18 protein-coding genes and 1 tRNA gene are annotated in these 15133 nt (G+C 41.5%); 11 read left to right on the top strand and 8 right to left on the bottom strand.

All coding sequences use genetic code 11. The features are described 5' to 3' along the window. Positions 1–390 precede the first annotated feature (390 nt). Positions 391–588 carry a 50S ribosomal protein L35 gene (gene rpmI, locus COR50_RS15255; RefSeq protein WP_098194783.1) on the top strand — a complete coding sequence of 66 codons (198 nt, stop codon included), beginning with the start codon at positions 391–393 and terminating at the stop codon, positions 586–588. 32 nt (positions 589–620) lie between these two features. Beyond that, positions 621–965, top strand: a complete 345-nt coding sequence (gene rplT / locus COR50_RS15250) for a 50S ribosomal protein L20 (RefSeq protein WP_098194782.1) — start codon at positions 621–623, stop codon at positions 963–965. An 11-nt stretch (positions 966–976) separates the two neighbouring features. On the opposite strand, the gene ispE is transcribed toward rplT, so the two are convergent. The 4 genes from ispE to COR50_RS15230 form a co-directional block, all read right to left on the bottom strand. After that, positions 977–1789, bottom strand: coding sequence for a 4-(cytidine 5'-diphospho)-2-C-methyl-D-erythritol kinase (ispE, locus tag COR50_RS15245; protein ID WP_098194781.1), 813 nt, complete (start codon positions 1787–1789; stop codon positions 977–979). Positions 1790–1888: 99 nt separating this feature from the next. After that, positions 1889–2497, bottom strand: coding sequence for a bifunctional nuclease family protein (locus COR50_RS15240; RefSeq protein WP_098194780.1), 609 nt, complete (start codon positions 2495–2497; stop codon positions 1889–1891). 171 nt (positions 2498–2668) lie between these two features. Next, complete coding sequence (locus tag COR50_RS15235; RefSeq protein WP_098194779.1) at positions 2669–3643, bottom strand: electron transfer flavoprotein subunit alpha/FixB family protein; 975 nt, start codon at positions 3641–3643, stop codon at positions 2669–2671. Between the two features lie 59 nt (positions 3644–3702). Continuing rightward, positions 3703–4560, bottom strand: coding sequence for an electron transfer flavoprotein subunit beta/FixA family protein (locus tag COR50_RS15230; protein ID WP_232516180.1), 858 nt, complete (start codon positions 4558–4560; stop codon positions 3703–3705). A gap of 19 nt (positions 4561–4579) precedes the next feature. On the opposite strand from COR50_RS15230, the gene COR50_RS15225 reads away from it, so the two are divergent. After that, positions 4580–4891 (top strand): tetratricopeptide repeat protein, encoded by a 312-nt coding sequence (locus COR50_RS15225; protein ID WP_098196262.1) that lies wholly within the window; start codon positions 4580–4582, stop codon positions 4889–4891. Positions 4892–4955: 64 nt separating this feature from the next. Further along, positions 4956–6281 carry a tRNA lysidine(34) synthetase TilS gene (gene tilS, locus COR50_RS15220; protein WP_232516179.1) on the top strand — a complete coding sequence of 442 codons (1326 nt, stop codon included), beginning with the start codon at positions 4956–4958 and terminating at the stop codon, positions 6279–6281. 1505 nt (positions 6282–7786) lie between these two features. On the opposite strand, the gene COR50_RS15205 is transcribed toward tilS, so the two are convergent. Together COR50_RS15205 and COR50_RS15200 are read right to left on the bottom strand one after the other, a co-directional pair. Beyond that, positions 7787–8380: a rhomboid family intramembrane serine protease gene (locus COR50_RS15205; RefSeq protein ID WP_098194776.1), complete on the bottom strand. Its 594-nt coding sequence runs from the start codon at positions 8378–8380 to the stop codon at positions 7787–7789. Positions 8381–8414: 34 nt separating this feature from the next. Continuing rightward, positions 8415–8888, bottom strand: coding sequence for a 23S rRNA (pseudouridine(1915)-N(3))-methyltransferase RlmH (locus COR50_RS15200; protein WP_098194775.1), 474 nt, complete (start codon positions 8886–8888; stop codon positions 8415–8417). 134 nt (positions 8889–9022) lie between these two features. Between COR50_RS15200 and COR50_RS15195 the strand changes: the two genes are divergently transcribed. The 4 genes from COR50_RS15195 (at position 9023) to COR50_RS15180 (ending at position 10736) form a co-directional block, all read left to right on the top strand. Further along, positions 9023–9096, top strand: a tRNA-Arg gene (locus COR50_RS15195). A 101-nt stretch (positions 9097–9197) separates the two neighbouring features. Then, positions 9198–9401, top strand: a complete 204-nt coding sequence (locus tag COR50_RS15190) for a DUF4386 family protein (protein WP_157760900.1) — start codon at positions 9198–9200, stop codon at positions 9399–9401. A 282-nt stretch (positions 9402–9683) separates the two neighbouring features. After that, a complete protein-coding gene (locus tag COR50_RS15185) occupies positions 9684–9908 on the top strand; it encodes a DUF4386 family protein (protein WP_394336713.1) in 225 nt (74 codons plus the stop codon). 84 nt (positions 9909–9992) lie between these two features. Next, on the top strand, positions 9993–10736 hold the full coding sequence (locus COR50_RS15180; protein WP_098194772.1) for a Bax inhibitor-1/YccA family protein: 744 nt from the start codon (positions 9993–9995) through the stop codon (positions 10734–10736). A 59-nt stretch (positions 10737–10795) separates the two neighbouring features. On the opposite strand, the gene COR50_RS15175 is transcribed toward COR50_RS15180, so the two are convergent. Then, the gene (locus tag COR50_RS15175; RefSeq protein ID WP_098194771.1) at positions 10796–11461 is read right to left on the bottom strand and encodes a gamma-glutamyl-gamma-aminobutyrate hydrolase family protein; all 666 of its coding nucleotides are present in this window, start codon (positions 11459–11461) and stop codon (positions 10796–10798) included. Positions 11462–11614: 153 nt separating this feature from the next. On the opposite strand from COR50_RS15175, the gene COR50_RS15170 reads away from it, so the two are divergent. From COR50_RS15170 to COR50_RS15160, 3 genes are all read left to right on the top strand, one after another. Further along, positions 11615–12583 (top strand): glycosyltransferase, encoded by a 969-nt coding sequence (locus COR50_RS15170; RefSeq protein ID WP_157760898.1) that lies wholly within the window; start codon positions 11615–11617, stop codon positions 12581–12583. A gap of 403 nt (positions 12584–12986) precedes the next feature. Continuing rightward, positions 12987–13679: an SIR2 family NAD-dependent protein deacylase gene (locus COR50_RS15165; RefSeq protein WP_098194769.1), complete on the top strand. Its 693-nt coding sequence runs from the start codon at positions 12987–12989 to the stop codon at positions 13677–13679. A gap of 17 nt (positions 13680–13696) precedes the next feature. Further along, entirely contained in the window at positions 13697–14731 is a 1035-nt protein-coding gene (locus COR50_RS15160; protein WP_098194768.1) for a S66 peptidase family protein, read from the top strand. Here the strand turns inward: COR50_RS15160 and COR50_RS15155 are convergent, their stop codons facing one another. Further along, entirely contained in the window at positions 14732–15085 is a 354-nt protein-coding gene (locus tag COR50_RS15155) for an MmcQ/YjbR family DNA-binding protein (protein WP_098194767.1), read from the bottom strand. Between the last annotated feature and the right edge of the window lie 48 nt (positions 15086–15133).

The following is a 15133-nucleotide window of genomic DNA, read 5'->3' as shown; positions in this document are numbered from 1 at the left end:
GGGATGGGATTAATGGGTAAAGGGATCCCCCCATGAGAAAAAGGTTTGCGATCGACAATACAGGATAGGGCATACAAAACCCTGACATTCAGTGGTGTAAATAGTCTTCATAGGTAATTGGTTTACTCGATATGGTTCAATTTTTCGACAATCTAAAATTAAAATTAATAATAATATGGCAATTAAACAAATATGTTTTTAACCTAATACTATAACTAATATTAATATGATATGGATATAGGAATATGGTAATTGAGTATCAATATATTAATTATTGATTGTGATTTTAAACTTTTTTATAGAAATTTGCGAGCATAAAGAAATATTTTAAGCAGAGTGTGGGTTATATTAAAAACATTCCCTACCTTTGCAGACCAAATTTGATGTAAGATGCCCAAAGTAAAGACTCATTCCCGTGCTAAAAAGACGTTTAAAGTGACCGGAAGCGGAAATATTAAGCGCCCGAAAGCTTTTAAAAGTCACTTGTTGACTAAAAAAGCCACTAAAAGAAAGCGCCACCTGAGAGGAAGCAGCTTGGTAAGTGATGCAAACCTGAACATGGTTAAAAGGTTGCTCCGCCTCCGTTAATTAATTTTTAACACATTTAAAAACAGCATTATATGCCTCGTTCCGTAAACGCAGTTGCGTCTAGGGCCAGAAGAAAGAAAATCTTGAAGCAAGCGAAAGGCTTCTATGGCAAAAGAAAGAATGTTTACACCGTAGCAAAGAACGTTCTTGAAAAAGGTTTAACTTACAGTTATGTAGGTCGTAAATTGAAGAAGAGAGATTACCGTCAGCTCTGGATCGCCCGTATCAACGCGGCAGTTAGAGCGGAAGGTATGAAATACTCCGAGTTCATTCACAAACTTTCTGAAAAGAATATTGATCTTAACAGGAAAGTATTAGCTGACTTGGCTATGAATGAACCAGAAACTTTCAAAAGCCTCGTTGCTTCTGTAAAGTAAGTCCTTAGCGTTTAACTAATTCTAAATACGCTGTAACCGGTTTCCGAAAAGAGGCCGGTTATTTTTTTGCCCTTCTCATAAATGCCGTACACGGCTGAACCACTTCCACTCATACTTGCATATAACGCTCCCGTTGCATACATCTGTTCCTTAATAGCCGCTATCTCCGGGTGCGCCTGGAATACCGCGGCTTCGAAATCATTGGAAACTTTGCCCTTATAATCCTGTACATCCTTAAAATTTACTTCCCTCAAAGAGTGCCCCGGCTTACCAGGTGATAATTGACCGAATGCCCAACCTGTATTTACATGTATCCCTGGATGTACCAACAAAAATTGATATGCAGATAAATCAACCGCTAATGGTTCTAATATCTCGCCGCGACCGGTTGCATAACAAGGTGTATTCTCAATAAAGAAAGCACAATCGCTCCCTAGTTGCGCGGCATATTGCAGTAAAGTTTCCTGCCGTATGCCGAGGTGGTACTTTTCGTTCAATAACTTCAACGTGAATGCTGCATCTGATGAGCCGCCTCCAAGACCGGCCCCGGTAGGAATCACCTTATGTAAATGGATATGAACGGGCGGTAAAAGGGGGAAGTCCCGTTTTAATAAGCGGTAGGCTGACAAGCAAAGATTATCATCGGCGCTGCCGGGGATGTTAATCCCGGTCATGGTGAAAGTTAGCTTATCGGCCGTAATAATTTCCAAAACATCTTTCAAAGCTAGCGGTAAAAAAACCGTTTCAAGATCGTGAAACCCATCAACACGTTTATTTAAAACGTGCAGGCCCAGGTTGATCTTACAGTTTGGGAAAGCTATCATGATACGTAATTCAAGGCAATATAAAACATATCCGGTTTACTTATAGCGAACCGGGCGTATATCCAATTAATAAATAAAAGTAAGTAAATGAAACGCGTGTTATTGGCTTTTCCGGCTGTTGATTTCGTCACGGATCGCGATAGCCCTGATATAATCTTCCTGCTCCAACACTTCCTGTAACAAGGTATTTAATTCTTCCAGGCTCATAGCATTGAGGTTATCCTCGGTTCCGGAACGGTCATGTTCGGAGATGGAAGCAGTTCCGGTAGCAGATTTAGCCACTTTTTTACCTGTTGGATCTTCCAGCAGGATGCCGGCGCTATTCAGGATATTTTCATAAGTATAAATCGGGCAACCGAATCGAACGGCTAAGGCCAAGGCATCGGAAGTGCGGGAATCGATCTCGATAGTATCGTCGTTATTGGAACAGATTAACTTGGCATAAAAGATACCTTCTTGCAGGTTACTGATTACGACTTCGTGCAACTCTATGCTGAATGCATTCATGAAATTCTTCATAAGGTCGTGGGTAAGCGGCCTGCTTGGCTGCATTTTTTCCAATGCAACTGCAATTGCCTGTGCTTCGAAGCCACCGATCACGATTGGCAAACGCCTTAAACCGTTAACTTCTCCCAACACCACTGCATAAGAATGCGTCTGTGTAATGCTATGCGACAAAGCAACTATTTCCAATTCTATTTTTCTCATACTATCAATGCGTTAGCGCTGAAGGTTTATTCTGTGTAGAAACGTGAAGTTAGAAAATTTATCGTATTCTAAAAAACGTCATGCAATCTAATTACAAAGAATAAGCCCTTGCCAAACCTGCATCTTTTAGAATACAACCCGGCAAGGGCAGAAAAGTTATGATAAATCAGTCTATTGATTCGCTTTGTATGCCTTCAAGGCTTCCGTTAGCTTAGGAACGACTTCGAATGCGTCGCCCACGATACCATAGTCTGCCGCCTTGAAGAACGGCGCTTCCGGGTCTTTATTGATCACAACGATCACTTTACTACCGTTAACGCCAGCCAAATGCTGGATCGCCCCTGAAATACCGATCGCGATATACAGGTTAGGCCTTACGGTCAAGCCCGTTTGCCCTACGTGCTCATGATGCGGCCTCCAGCCGGAATCTGCTACCGGGCGGGAACAAGCTGTTGCAGCACCCAACACATGGGCCAAATCTTCCACCAAACCCCAGTTTTCTGGTCCTTTTAAGCCTCTTCCCCCGCTTACGATGATCTCCGCTTCCGTTAATGGTATTTCGCCTTCTACCGTTTCTACCTTTACCATTTTTATCTTGAAGTCGGCATCGCTGATAGACGGGCTGAAAGTAGCCACATCCGCGGTAGCGGTACCTGGTTCCAGGTTAAAGGTATTCGGCATTACGGACACAATTTTCTTATCCGAGCTGATATTAACATTCGCGAAAGCTTTACCTGAAAATACCGATTTCTTTACTACGAAACCGCTAGCAGTATCGGGTAGTGAAATGGCCCCGGTAACCAAACCCGCTTTCAGTTTGGCGGATAAGATCGGCGCGATGGCTTTCCCGGAGAAATTGTGCGTAAAAATAACAACGCTTGCGCTTTCCTGGTTAACGGCTTCCGCTAAAATCTTAGCGCATACACCCGGTTCTATTTCATTTAGGCGGGCGTCTGCCACATGTAATACTTTCTTGGCGCCATGTTTACCCAGGCCGGTCAACTCCTCGTTAGCAACTTCTCCAACTACTACGGCGGAAACATCTGTGCCCAGTTGCGCAGCTACTTTCGCTGCATATTCCACGGCCTCTTGCGCGGCCTTTTTTATCTTTCCTTGTTGTTGATCTGCAAATACTATAACGGACATATTAAATATCTTGAAAAAGTTTAGAATTTTGTTTACCTGTTGCCTTGATACCAGCCTGGTTAAATGACCTTTGCTTCGTCATGTAACAACTTCACAAGTTCTTCCACGTTATCTGGATTGATCATTTTCACACCGGCTTTAGCAGGCGGTAATTCAAAACTTACGACTTCGGTTAGGTTCTCTACGGCAACGGGTTCTACAACTTTCAAAGGCTTTGTCCTGGCGGCCATAATCCCCCTCATATTGGGTATTCTTGCTTCTGCCATTCCTTTCTGGCAAGACACGACCACCGGCAATTGAACCGTGCAAATTTCTTCACCGCCTTCAATTTCGCGGTTTACCGTGGCTTGGTTTCCATCCAATTCAAACTTGGCCGCTATCGATACGAATGGCAAATCCAGCAAGCCGGCCACCAGGCCCCCGATGCTGGAACCGTTATAGTCAATCGTTTCTTTACCGGTAAATATGATATCGTATTGCTCATTTTTCGCATGTTCAGCAATTTGGGAAGCGATATAAAAGCTATCCTGGCTATCCCCGTTAATACGGAAAGCCTCATCGCCACCAAGAGCCAAAGCCTTCCTAATAATGGGCTCTGTATCAGCTCCTCCCACGGTAACCAGGTGCACAGTACCTCCCAGCTTTTCTTTTAATTCCAACGCGCGCACCAAAGCATACCATTCATCATAAGGATTAATAATATAGGTTACACCGGCCTCATTGAATTTCGTGTTGTTGTCGGTGAAAGCTATTTTTGCAGTAGTGTCTGGTGTTTTACTTATACAAACTAAAATCTTCATATCCTGAACGGGTTTATTTTGAAAAAAGCGGTATAAGCAAATATATTTAAATAAAGTACGCAAACCATCGGTAATGAATTGAAAGTGATAACTTTTAACATCTTGCTTGGTTTTCATGAAAGCATATAAAATTTGTATGGAAAGAATAGATAAATTAAAAGCGTTCCTCGCGGAAAGTCCGAAAGACAGTTTTCTCAAACATGCATTGGCATTAGAATATATTAAACTGGATGATGATGGCGCCGCCCATGTTTTGTTTGATGAGATACTGGCGGAAGATCCAACGTATGTGGGTTCTTATTATCACCTCGGGAAATTACTTGAGAGGCAGGGGAAAAATGAAGATGCCATCAGTATTTATGAAAAGGGAATGCAAATCGCAAAAGAACAAAAGGAGATGCATACCTATAATGAGTTGTTGGCAGCTTACGAAGATCTGACCTATTAAAATTGACGGCAGCAAGCAAAATATCATTATAACTAGCAGGACAATAATATTAAACTATTCAAGATTGGTACAAGAACTTTTAACATTTATCAAGCAGGAGCATTTGTTGCAGGGTGCAAAGCCGGTATTACTCGCTGTAAGCGGCGGAATCGACTCTAGCGTGATGGCACATTTATTTCACCAAGCCGGTATCCGGTTCGAGCTGGCACACTGTAATTTCCAACTGAGGGAAGAGGAGTCTGAAAGGGACCAGGCCTTTGTACAATCTTTGGCAGCTAAGCTTAATATAAATATTTATACAACAAAATTTGACACGGTAACATACTCTCAAGAACGAAAAATTTCCATCCAAGTTGCAGCGCGTGAATTGCGTTATAAATGGTTGGAAGAGATTAGGCGGCAGGGAGATTTCCAGGCGATCGCTACGGCGCATCATTTGCAAGATAATGTTGAAACGGTCCTCATAAACCTATGTAAAGGCACCGGGATGGCTGGCCTGCACGGCATCTTACCAAAGCAAGGATATATTATTAGGCCGATATTATTTGCCAGTCGCGAGCAAATACTCGGGTATGTTACGAAAAATGAAATCGAATTTGTAGAAGACAGCTCCAATCTAACGGACAAGTATACACGGAATTTTATCCGTCACCAGGTCTTGCCCTTACTAAACGAGGTTCACCCTGGCGCCGTTCAAAACTTCGGCAATAGCATTGAAAAGTTCCGCGAAGCGGAATTGTTATACAGGGAAGCGGTAAATCAACTGACCACGAAATTGATAGAAAAAAGGGGAACGGAATATTTCATCCCGGTCTTAAAATTGAAGAAGACCGAACCCTTGCAAACCGTTGCCTATGAACTTTTCAAGCCATTCCAAATTAATTCCAACCAACTGTCACAGGTCTTAGGTTTACTGGAATCGGAAACAGGGAAATTCGTGCAAACTCAAGATTACAGGATCATTCGCGATCGTTCTTGGTTGATCGTTGCACCGAGGCTTAACCCGGCAATTAGCCATTACCTAATCGATGAAAAGCAGGGGAGTATCGAAACCAACTTTGCATCTATTCAATGGCAGCAGAAATCCAAGCCGGAACATATTGCAACGGAGAGCCAACGGGCGCAGCTTGATATTGACAAGATCAAATTCCCATTGGTCATCCGCAGGTGGCGGCAGGGCGATTATTTTTATCCCCTGGGGATGAACAAGAAGAAAAAAGTAAGCAAATTATTACATGATCTAAAACTATCGATGTTACAAAAAGAACAGGTGCATGTTTTGGTTAGCGGTTCGCATATTGTTTGGGTAATGGGTTACAGGATCGATCACCGTTTCAGAATTACAGATCAAACGGAAGATATTTTGGAAGTTCATTTTAATACTTTATAAATAGCCATGGGACTTCAATGTATTAAGGCAATAGCCGATTCGGGCATTCAAGCCAATAGAGTTTGAAACTCGTAAGGCATGAATGCCTTGACATATCCTTGACCAGGGAAGGGATTCAAGTGCATTTAAAGCATTTCTAGCCGGAAAACAATGTTTATTTTTTAGTTATTTCATTACTGAATGGGGGCGTTCGAGGCAGCAAGGTTACCTGGTTATTCATGATAAAATTACATTATTGTCCGACTAAATTTTCAATGAAAAAATTATCGTCGCCTCAAAAGTTCGATCCAATGTTCATCTGCTCGTTTCTTGTACTTTTTTGCTTGCCCAAAAAAGGTACCAAAAAAGGGCACAAATTGGCCATTACGGCCACCAATTTGATCGCTCGATCGGGCCTTTCTACTACTGTATGGCCAAGCTACTATTCGTTATCAACGGTGCAAAGTTCCACGGTTCTCTTGGCGGGGGGTGAATGCATCATTCTTCGCTTATATCCATGACCAGGGAAGGAATTCAAGTACATTTAAAGTATTTTCAGCCGGAAAACAATGTTTATTTTTAGTTATTTCATTACTGAATGGGGGGGGTCGAGACAGCAAGGTTACCCGGTTATTCATGATAAAATTACATTATTGTCCGACTAAATTTTCAACGAAAAAATTATCGTCGCCTCAAAAGTTCGATCCAATGTTCATCTGCTCGTTTCTTGTACTTTTTTGCTTGCCCAAAAAAGGTACCAAAAAAGGGCACAAATTGGCCATTACGGCCGCCAATTTGATCGCTCGATCCGGCCTTTCTACTACTGTATGGCCAAGCTTCCCTTCGCTATCAACAGTGCGAAGTTCCACGGTTCTCTTGGCGGGGGGTGAATGTATCATCCTTCGCTTAATATCCTTGTCCAGGTAAGGAATTCAAGTACCTTTATAGCATTTTTAGTCGGAAAACAATGTTTATTTTTTAGTTATTTCATTGCTGAATGGGGCGTTCGAGAAAGCAAGGTTACCTGGTTGTTCATGATAAAATTACATTATTGTCCGACTAAATTTTCAATGAAAAAATTATCGTCGCCTCAAAAGTTCGATTCAATGTCCATCTGCTCGTTTCTTGTACTTTTTTGTTTACCCAAAAAAGGTACCAAAAAAGGGCACAAATTGGCCATTACGGCCACCAATTTGATCGCTCGATCTGGCCTTTCTACTACTGTATGGCCAAGCTACCATTCGCTATCAACGGTGCGAAGTTACAGGGTTCTCTTGGCGGGGGGGTGAATGTATCATCTTTCGCTTATATCCTTGACCAGGGAAGGAATTCAAGTACATTTAAAGTATTTTCAGCCGGAAAACAATGTTTATTTTTAGTTATTTCTACTGAATGGGGGTGTTCGAGACAGCAAGGTTACCTGGTTATTCATGATAAAATTATATATCTTAAACATGAATAACCAGGTTTCGAACAATTATGACTTCCAAGTAGGAAGCAGCGGAGATAAATAAATTTAGAATAGCTTAATTAAACTTGGCCAATAGCTGCTGAATGAAGTAATTAAATATCTCCGGCTTAAACATCAAGGGAAAGAGCAAACCCCAAACGGCCCCCCAAAAGTGTGCACTATGACCAATATTGCTTTCCCTTCTTGACATGTATGCAGAATAAACCAAGAATAAAATACCGTACACGATAAAAGGTATCACGAACCAGATCATTGCCCAAGGTTGAAACAGGATAGCAGAAAATACAACTGCCGTCACTGCTCCACTAGCACCAACAGCACGGTAACCGAATACATTTTTGTATTTAAAATAATCGGAGATATTCGGCATGATTAAACCTGTCAAGTATAACAAGGGAAAATATAGTTTTGATCCGAAAACCATGGCAAATATTGTCTCCACATCCTTGAAAAAATAAAGGGTCAACATGTTAAACAGCAGGTGATTAAAATCACTATGCACGAAACCAACCGTAATAAACCTGTACCATTGATTCTTTTCCCTGATCTCGTATGGCCAAAAACAGAGCTTGTCAAATTGATCCGGGCGATTGAAGCTGGTGAAAGAAATCAATACCGTTACGATGATAATTATATAAGTAATAGACATAATGTAAATTATAAATTCAAAAATAATAAAATAATTACTGGTGGTGATACTTCTCGTGGTTAATTACCGTGAAAGCACGGTAAAGTTGCTCCAGCATGATTAAACGCACCAATTGGTGGGGGAAGGTAAGGGCGGAGAGGGAAAGTTTCAGATGCGCCCTTTGTAAAACGGCCTGGTCTATTCCGAATGCACCGCCGATCAGCAGTACCAGTTGGCGGGTGCCGCTATTGAGCCTTTGCTGTAAAAAATCAGCCAATTGAACCGTTGTATATGATTTACCATATTCGTCAAGAGCCACCAAGAAATCATTGGGCTGCAAAAGATCCAAGATCAATTTACCTTCTTGTTTTTTTAACTCGGCAGTTGACAAGCTGGCTGCCTGTTTCACCGGTGGTATCAATTTTAACTCGAAATCAGTATAATGTTTCAACCTTTTCTGAAAGAGCGCCATTCCTTCCTGGATATAGCTATCATGCTCTTTTCCAATACTCCATAACTGTATTTTCACGCTTTTCCCTTACTTTTAATTGGCTGTAAAAATAAGGAAAACAAAAATCTATAAAAGGTAGGGAAATAGATTTGTTGGTTTCAGGAAAACATCCTACATTTGCATCCCGCAATCAGCAAAATTGCAGTAATAATGGCTCCGTAGCTCAACTGAATAGAGCATCTGACTACGGATCAGAAGGTTTCAGGTTTGAATCCTGACGGAGTCACGAAAAAAAGCGATGATCTTATTTAGATTCATCGCTTTTTTATTCCTTGATAACTTCCGTAAATTAGAGATCAAGTTTATAATGCAATGAATTCAACTCCCATGGCATCCCAGCAAAAATTAGCGCGGCTAACTGGATTTATTTACCTTGTAGTTGTACCTACAGGCTTTTTTACACTCGGCTATCTCCCTACCAGTTTTATCAACTGGAAAGATGCAGGTGTCACGGCACAAAATATTAAGGAAGCAGAACTGCTATTCCGATTTGGCATTGCTTGCACCGTAATTTGTTACCTCCTTTTTTAGCCTTGCCATTCATATTGAACCAGTTGCTATCACGTATCACTAAAAAGATGGGTATCGCGATGCTTGTTTTTGTATTACTGAGCGTATGCATCTCGATGCTTAACATTTAACATTATTTAGCAGTATTGACCATTATTTCCAGCCCTAAATATATCGAGGTATTCGGTTCATGGCAAAACCACGCGAATTATTATTCCAATTAAACTTATACCAAGTAGGACTACAATTCAACCATCTCTTTTGAGGTTTATGGTTGTTCCCGTTCGGTTACATTGTATATAAATCGGGAATGTTCCAAAAACATTAGGTATGTTATTAATGCTGTGCAACCTGGTTTACCTGGTAGATTTCTTTGCTGATATTTTATTATCCCAAGTATATGGCAATGCTGTTATCTCAGATTATATTTTGTATCCTGCCAGTATTGCCGAATTACTCCCAACCTCCTGGTTGTTAGTAATCGGCGTAAAAAACAGGCCTCAAGATCCATCGGTCAAGATTTGTTAAAATTCAATTAGATTCATCAATAAATGATTCATTTTCCCCGAAAACAGGGTATCTTTAAACTTGGATAAATATTATTAGATAACTATGGACTTATTTAAATCTAGCAATCCCGTACTTACGGAAAAATCGATTAAAGACGCAGCCAGGTTAGATTACACGGAAAGAATGACCGTGAACGGCACGATTGGCAAAGTAGGTTTCTTACTGTTCCTGCTGGTAGCCGCGGGCGCATTTTCTTGGTCAATGGCAGCGAGGGGTGTAGCCATAACAGCCATGTTATACGGCGGCGCTATCGTTGGATTGATCTTGGCGATCGTAATGACTTTCAAGAAAACATTATCACCCATATTAGCCCCGGTATATGCGTTAGCAGAGGGATTATTCTTAGGAGCAATTTCCATGCTATTTGAATCCTTATACAACGGGATCGTATTGCAAGCAGTAGGCATCACGATCGGCGTATTCTTCTGCATGCTGTTCCTTTACAGGGCCAGGATCATCAGGGCAACAGAGCGATTTAAATCCATCATGTTCGTTGCTATTTCAGGGATCGCCGTATTTTACCTGGTTGCTTTTGGATTGAGTTTTTTCGGTATTTATATTCCTTTCTTATCGGAAGGCAGTCCTTTAGGTATCGGTTTTTCCGTTGTTGTAGCGGGAATTGCGGCATTGAGTCTAATCCTGGATTTCGATAGGATAGAGGAAGGGGCAAATTATGGATTGCCTAAGTATTACGAGTGGTATGCGGGCTTTGGCTTACTGGTTACCATTATCTGGTTGTACCTTGAAATTTTGAGATTACTATCAAAATTGCAAAGCCGCAATTAATCGTATTAAAATACAATTAGCTTTTATTGGCAGCTTCTTCAACGGGGCTGCTTTTTTTATTACCAGATTTTTTGGAGCTTCAGCAAGCTCTCTATCAGTGTACAACTAAATAAATCGAGATATTCTTCGGGGTGCCACTGCACCGCGGCAATCAGTTTATCCCGGTGTCCGAAAGCTTCAACGATGCTATCATTTATATACTCCAGCGTATTAGCGACAGCCAACACTTTTAAGTCCGGGCCAACTTGACTTAATAATAACCCTTGATGGTGTAATGAGTTAACCTCAAACTCTTCCCGTCCGAGCATTGAAGCCTGTTCCGTTGGCAAAACGGTGTGCACGGGTTCTGTTCTTTTTGCACTTTTGGGATGATAAGGCAGGTGTTGCTCCAACTTGGAACCGAACTTGGCCGACAACATCTGGAAACCGCCACAGATACCGAAAATAGGTATTTCCGCATCAATGTATCCATCTAGTTTGGTATCGTAAAAATATTGTTTAAATACATCCTGGTTAGTAGTTCTATAACCGGGAGCCGCCCCGTAAGCCAGGGGGGCAACATCCAGTCCGCCGGGAACGAGTAACAGGTCTACATTCAATACATCATCCTGTGGCATCAAGATCCTGGGTTTCCCGAAGCGGGTAATAAATTCAAGGTAGGGAGCCGAGGCGCCAAAAAACTGGCTCTCATCATGGCGGTATCCAACAATACCAATGGTTTTCATAAATAAATATTATGCGAGAAAATAGAGATCGATTAAAAATTACGAAATTGTACCCAATCATACAAGTTAGCCGGTGATAAATCCTTAGACCGATTAGGTAAAATTCAAATATCCTGGGTATCTTCGCCCTCCAGAAGAACATTGATTTTCAATATGCACCAGGATATATCCGTCATCATACCCATTTACAATAGGCCGGGAGAAGCAGCAGAATTATTAGAAAGCCTTTCTAAACAAACTGACCGCGATTTCGAATTGGTGATGGTGGAAGATGGTTCTTCTATTCCCTGTAAAAGCGTTTGCGACCGGTTTGCCGACCAACTGCGCATATCTTATTATTTTAAAGAAAACGGTGGTCCCGGCAAGGCGCGGAACTACGGTATGGCAAAAGCAAAGGGAGATTTTTTCGTTATCCTGGACTCGGATTGCATTATACCGGCGCATTATATAGCCACGCTAAAAAATCAATTAAAAGAAGGTCTCCGCTTTTACGGTGGGCCAGACGATACGCTACCTACCTTCACGCTGATGCAAAAAGCAGTTAATTATACGATGACGGCTTTTATTACTACCGGCGGCATCAGGGGCGGCAAAAAGAAAGTAGCTAAATATTTTCCCAGGAGCTTTAATATGGGCTTTGTAAAAGAAATGTATGACCGTATCGGTGGATTCATCGATATGTATTACGGGGAAGATTTAGATTTCAGCATGCGTGCGATCGATCATGGCTATCAACCTGTATTGATTCCCTCGCTCTATGTTTTTCACAAGCGGAGAACCAGCTTCCGGAGTTTTTCGAGGCAAGTATACCGGATGGGGTATGCCCGTATCATTATTTCCAAGCTACATCCCGGTAGTTTGAAATTACCGCACGCGGCTCCGGCGGTATTTTTTATTGCTTTATTGGCTTGTTTATTCTTAAGCTTGCTAACAATTAATATTTGGTGGATGGCGCCTTTCGCCTGTTACGCCGTCATGGTATTTCTCGATGCTACCTTGCGTAACCGTTCCCTTACCGTGGGAATATTGGCTGTTGTTGCAGCATTTACACAACACTGTTCTTACGGTTACGGGTTTGTAAAAGCTATTATAACCGGGGCCAAGTTTAAAGCCAAATCTTAACAACCTGCAATCAACTGGTTTTGAATACCATTCAACGTCAATATTAAAAAAATAATAAAAAAACACCTTAATATAGCGTATTCATCCAGATTTCCTCTAAAAAGAAAGAGGATTGTTAATAAATAGTTAATATAATAATAACTCTGATTCGTTAACAATTAATTTTCAATTCATTCAAAACTTTAGTTGCTCTATTTACGTAGATAGATAATAGTGCAGAATTTGTAAATGGATAGTCAAAACTCGTTTATTGCCAGCTAAACATAGAGTAAACCAGTATTAAAACTGGTGGCGCAACCACACTGCGTCTAACAATTTCGGGGTCGGTAATTTTTACCGACCCCTTTTTTTATGATCATCCATTAGAATGATTTTCTATTATATTTGTTTCAAATGAAAAGAAATGGATCGCAAACCTAAATTGGTGGTATTAACCGGGGCGGGCATTAGCGCTGAAAGTGGTTTAAAAACATTCCGCGATAGCGGTGGATTATGGGAAGGTTATGATATCGAGGAAGTGGCAACCCCGGAAGCATGGGAACGGAATCCCAAGCTGGTATTAGAATTTTATAATTTACGCCGCGATGAAGTGAGAAAAGCACAACCTAACAGGGCACACCTCGCGCTGGCTTCCCTGGAAAACGAATTCGATATTACCATTATAACGCAAAATATAGATGACCTGCACGAAAGGGCCGGTTCTTCCCAGGTGCTGCACCTCCATGGACTTATCAACAAGATGAGAAGCGATTTGGATGTACATAGGTTATATGATGTCGGTGAAAAAATCAGCATCGGGGATCTTGCGCCGGATGGTGGACAGTTCCGTCCACACGTAGTTTGGTTCGGTGAAGCCGTTCCGATGATGGGAACTTCTATGCAGGTAGTGCAGGAGGCAGATATCTTTTTACTGGTAGGGACATCGCTGAATGTTTACCCCGCTGCCGGGCTTATACATTATATTCCCAAAACCGCACATAAATTTGTTATAGACAAACAGGTTCCCAAGATCGGGGATGAGCTTGGATTTACGATCATTGAAGCGCCGGCAACCGAAGGTATCGAAGATTTTCTTGATTATATTAAGATGTTATAAAATAGCGGGGTTTATAGATGGATAGAAAAAATTTTTTATCGCTAGTATGTACGGCCGGGGCAGGGGCCGCCATTCCATTGCCGAGCAAGGCAAGTAATATTCCGGATGAAAGTTTGCCTTTAAAAATTCCACCCTATTTAAAAAGGGGAGATATAATCGGTATAACATGCCCTGCCGGTTACATTACCTACGATGATATATTACCTGCCATCAGGATAATGAAAGATTGGGGCTTTGAAGTCCGCATCGGCAAAACTGTAGGGGATCGCTATTACACTTTCGGCGGGACGGACGAGCACCGGCTGGATGATTTTCAAACACTCCTAGATGACCCGGAAGTCAAAGCCATCATGTGTGCCAGGGGAGGATACGGGATCGCCAGGATTATAGATGATATTGATTTTTCAAAGTTTCGCAAACGCCCTAAATGGTTAATCGGTTTTAGCGATATCACGGTTTTGCATTGCCACCTGGATAGAAACCTACAGGTAGCGTCCTTGCATTCCAAGATGTGTAATAGTTTCCCTGAAGATTTTACCGGTGCGAGCCAAGAAGTGCAGGCAACGATCTTGTCGATCAAGGAAGCACTAACAGGACAAAGAATGGTTTACAATGCGGCATATAATGAACAAAACAGGCCCGGGAAAGGAAGGGGCAAGTTAATCGGTGGCAATTTGTCGATGCTGCAAAGCATAGCAGCCACCCGTTCTGACATTCATACGAAAGGTAAAATCCTCTTTTTGGAAGATACCGGCGAATACCTTTATAGCCTGGATCGTATGATGGGCAATTTACAACGCTCTGGTAAATTGGATCAACTAGCAGGTTTGCTAATTGGTGGATTCACAAAGATCAAACCCGATGATCCGGGAGAAGAGTTCGGAAAAAGCATATACGAAATTGTAATGGAGAAAATTGCAGGGATAAATTTCCCCGTGTGTTTTGATTTTCCCGTTGGGCATATCAAGAATAATTATGCTTTGAAATGCGGTATCATACATGAACTCAACGTAGCGGAAAACGGCGACAGCAGCCTCGTTGAAATCCGTTAATTATTTATCTCCAATACTTTCCCTCGTTTTCTTAGGGAGTTTCGCAAATACAAGATCATAAGAATCTTGTATAAGTTTTTTCATCATAGAATTGGAAATACTGCCATCGTTGATAATAGTGTTCCAATGTTTTTTATTCATATGGTAACCGGGGATGATAGCGGGGTAGCGTTCCCTTAATTCTATTGCTTCACCGGGATCACATTTCAAGTTTACACTTTCAAAGCTAGTAACATCAGTTAAAGCGAACATCTTACCTGCCACGTAAAATACCAATGTTTCTTCCCCGAAAGGGAAACCTTCGCTCGTACCCTTCAATGTTAAACAAAATTCCCTGAATTGTTCTATATCCATTTGCAAATAGAATATTAATCCTGTAAATATTACAAATCTAACCGAAAA

The sequence above is a fragment of the Chitinophaga caeni genome (genome assembly GCF_002557795.1).
Lineage (GTDB): Bacteria > Bacteroidota > Bacteroidia > Chitinophagales > Chitinophagaceae > Chitinophaga > Chitinophaga caeni.
Note: the sequence above shows the minus strand (reverse complement) of the source record. Positions and strands in the feature narration are given on the sequence as shown.